This is a genomic window from Paenilisteria newyorkensis, from assembly GCF_000766145.1.
GTDB lineage: Bacteria > Bacillota > Bacilli > Lactobacillales > Listeriaceae > Listeria_A > Listeria_A newyorkensis.
In genome coordinates this window covers 1-1,115 of sequence record NZ_JNFB01000034.1, presented here as the reverse complement: position 1 = coordinate 1,115, position 1,115 = coordinate 1, and the positions used below count along the sequence as shown (strand labels likewise).

1 protein-coding gene is annotated in these 1,115 nt (G+C 40.6%); it reads right to left on the bottom strand.

Annotation, left to right across the window (positions count from 1 at the left end):
- Positions 1 to 9: 9 nt before the first annotated feature.
- The gene (locus EP58_RS10675) at positions 10 to 1,008 is read right to left on the bottom strand and encodes an IS30 family transposase (protein WP_036093277.1); all 999 of its coding nucleotides are present in this window, start codon (positions 1,006 to 1,008) and stop codon (positions 10 to 12) included.
- Positions 1,009 to 1,115: the final 107 nt, after the last annotated feature.

Sequence of the window (1,115 nt, the reverse complement as noted above, 5' to 3'; positions counted from 1 at the left end):
CTTGAATTGTCAAGTCAAGTGCAACACGATATCAAAGAAAACTTCATACGGTGTTTTCCAACCCAAGCATTTTCTTGGCCTTTTATTCAATTCGTCAATGGATTGTCTGATTTCTTGATCCGAGTAATTCGCTATATCTTCATTTTTGGGAAAATACTCTCGCAGTAAACCATTGGTATTCTCATTCGTGCCACGTTGCCAAGGTGCGTGTGGATCAGCAAAGTAAAACGGAAGCCCATCAAGCATAGCGTTAACATCTGCATGTTTAGCAAATTCTTTGCCTCTATCTGGAGTAACTGTTTTCACTTTGTGCTTAGGCAATTGCTGAAACATGGCAATTAATTTTGGCGTGACAAAGCTAGCATTTTTACGTGGAATTTGTTCTGATAAGAGATAGCGAGAATACCTATCTGTTAGCGTGATTAAGCAAGGTAAGCCTGTTTTCCCTAAAACGGTATCTGCTTCCCAATGACCGATACAATGGCGCTCGTCGGCTTCCTTCGGACGATCATGGATGGAATGAGAGATTTTAATTTTTCCTCTTGTTTCCTGATAGCCTTTCGTATGTCTTGTTTTCCCGCGATGACGCAGTTTTCTTGCGATTCCGCGCTGTCCATTGATAAGTTTCCTGTCTTCCAATTGTCCAGCATAGATCCCCCGATAGATAGTGATATAACTTATTTGAATGGGAGCTCCCTCCAGTTTTAATCGCTTTGAGATTTGTTCTGGAGACCATTGATGGTGAAGAAGCAGATGCTGTACTTTCTGTTTGATAGGCAAATAACTCAGCAATGGCTCACGATGACAGGCTTTGCGCTTGCATGTATAGTTTTGTTGGGCTTGATTAGCAGAATAGGTACTATCGACTGTATTTCGCTGAATTTCTCTAGACACAGTGGACGGTGCGCGTCCAAGTTCCTCCGCCATTTCTCTGATGCTTTTTTCTTCCGCTATCCCTACTAATATTTTTTCGCGTTCAGATATGGTAAGATGTTGATATGGGCTCATAATGATAACATCCTTTCAAAATAGTTGTGTCGCAATTACTATTTTACTCGGATTTTCATTATGAGTCTCTTTTTTAGTTACCGTTGCACTTCAATTGTAAATTCAAG